We start from the raw sequence: 2,338 nt of genomic DNA, 5'->3' as shown, positions 1-2,338 counted from the left end.
TTTGGCCAACGAAACTGGAAATGAGATGGTTTGAACCTACCAATACCCAATTATTGGGGACAACTGCATAACTCATGAAAAGAGTTATCTTGTACCACCTAGTTTGTTAATGGCGCTCTTAGTTGGTTATTGGACAAATTGTGCTAAGCATATTCTCTCTGGGTAAAGGGGGATAACGATATGTCACAATTATCGCTTTACCAAAAAGACTCAACTGCTGGAATGTCTGAAATTAACACTTGTTCGATAGACTTAATACTAACTAGTCCACCGTACTGGGATATTATCGACTACAAGAATTGCAACCAGCTTGGACAAGGGTTGACATATAAGCATTTTATGTTAATCCTTAAGAATAACATTATAGAATGCATGCGTGTTTTAAAGGAAGATGGACTCGCTGTATTTGTAGTAGGAGATATTAGGAAAGAGAAAAATTACAGTGGGAAAATTGGAAGACCAAGAATATATCCATTACATTCGGATATCATTCAAATCTTCGTCGACATGGAGTTCGATTTCTTTCAACATTTTATATGGAGGAAAAAGGGGGTAAAGAAGGGACAACTAAAAGGGATTATATATGGTTCTGTGGGTTCGGGGAGCTTAAGGAGTATGCTTTTCCGCCATTTCTTTATACTGATCTTTTAATGGAGCACGTCTTGGTCTTTAGAAAACCTGGTAGAAAACGCAAAATTCCTCGGCAAGACGAACTAATGAAAAGTGACCATTCGAGTATTGTAAAAGCAGAACTTGAAGAATGGTTGAATCCGGTTTGGGATATTACGTCGCCAGTAACCAAAAATCATCCCGCAACGTTTCCAGTAGAATTGGCAAGAAGAATTATCAGGCTTTATAGTCTTGAAAATGACGTAATTCTAGATCCTTTCGTTGGTAGTGGCACAACATTTCAAGTAGCTTTATCATTGCAACGAACTGCAATTGGTTACGAGAATAATAGTGATTACGTTCATCTGCTGGCAACCGAGTTTAATCTTAAAGAAGTGTCAGTTGGTCATTATTTAATGATATGAATTAATGGAAAAACGGGGTTGATTCAGTTAACTTCAACTCTGAAGTGTCTAATGCGGATACCAATAAATTCTCCTTGATACCATTTGTGTATCCCGCAATGTACTCCATGACGCTAACATACAGATCAGTTGAAATTTCACGTGAGCCTTTACCGGTATAAATATCAATTACAGCATGAACGAATTCCGGAAGGTATTCGTTCATTTGATTCATTTGTATGTTAAGATTTTTTAACTCCTGTACCTTTTTAAATTCAAATACTCTGTTCCAACGGATACCAGTAGATTTTCGCTGAGTAATTTTCTTATCAATTCGTCCTATTTCTGTTTCATCATACCAAAGTGGAGTGGTTACCTCCCAACCATAAATATCACAGTATTCCTTTCTACTTTGGATAGGTGATGTTACCTTGCCGATCCATAACTCAGATAAAAACCACTCACTATAAATCATCCTGTGTCTTGACCAAAACATATTTACGTTCTGTTTGGATGCTCCCTTTGTTCTGATAAAGATTATTTTGTCATCAATTGATAAATCAAACACGGTTAAGTTATCTGTCGGACACCAACGATTGCTTTGAGAAGCAGCGAGTTTATTATCTTCATAGAAATTTTTTGATTGGATCATCAACCATGTCTTGTTATGTTGATGAGATCTTATCTGTCGATTCAAAAAACGGACAAAATTCTCACGTGCAAAACTTGTAAAATCTGACTCATCTAACTGAAACACGTCTATTAATTGTTTGTCTAGGATACCCTTTGGTAGCGTATCGTGCTTCAATACAATAATGCATCCATTTTTCTCCACAAACTCATTATAAATTTTTACGTGATGTTTGCTTCTGTGATAATCAAACATAGAGGTTGTGAATTTTACTTCTGCTGGTCTCTCTCCCTTTGTGTCTTTTTTTATAGTGATACTATTTATATCTGGGAATCTAGTGTTTGTAATGTCTTGTAGGTTCGTTACCTTTAACCATCGTTCTTTTGGTTCCTTTAAGCCATTAATAATGATATGACGAAGTCTAAGTTGATTTTCATTAAAACGATGCATTAAATACTCGTATATCACAGTTTCGTGAAGAAAGGCCCAAGTTCCATATGGCATGTAAGCTAACCCCCTATAGATAGGGTTACCTATAAATAACAAATTTATTCATTTTTTACATTTGGTTCATATTTAACTTTACACCAATCATGCCTTTGTTTTGTTTACCCTATTGTAGCCGCTCACGCTGTTTGACGGTGATTTGTTCACCGCCATTGGCGGAGCGGCCGTAACGTCAATCTGCCATGGA

3 protein-coding genes are annotated in these 2,338 nt (G+C 36.5%); 2 read left to right on the top strand and 1 reads right to left on the bottom strand.

Annotated elements, in window-relative coordinates:
- Positions 1–180: 180 nt before the first annotated feature.
- On the top strand, positions 181–651 hold the full coding sequence (locus ATW55_RS17160) for a DNA methyltransferase (protein ID WP_067713557.1): 471 nt from the start codon (positions 181–183) through the stop codon (positions 649–651).
- Entirely contained in the window at positions 537–1,034 is a 498-nt protein-coding gene (locus ATW55_RS05250) for a site-specific DNA-methyltransferase (RefSeq protein ID WP_082685569.1), read from the top strand. The genes ATW55_RS17160 and ATW55_RS05250 overlap by 115 nt, the downstream gene beginning before the upstream one ends.
- Position 1,035: 1 nt before the next feature.
- Here the strand turns inward: ATW55_RS05250 and ATW55_RS05245 are convergent, their stop codons facing one another.
- Positions 1,036–2,148: a hypothetical protein gene (locus ATW55_RS05245; RefSeq protein ID WP_067713550.1), complete on the bottom strand. Its 1,113-nt coding sequence runs from the start codon at positions 2,146–2,148 to the stop codon at positions 1,036–1,038.
- Positions 2,149–2,338 lie beyond the last annotated feature (190 nt).

It is taken from the genome of Ferroacidibacillus organovorans, assembly GCF_001516615.1.
GTDB lineage: Bacteria > Bacillota > Bacilli > Alicyclobacillales > SLC66 > Ferroacidibacillus > Ferroacidibacillus ferrooxidans_B.
Note: the sequence above shows the minus strand (reverse complement) of the source record. Positions and strands in the feature narration are given on the sequence as shown.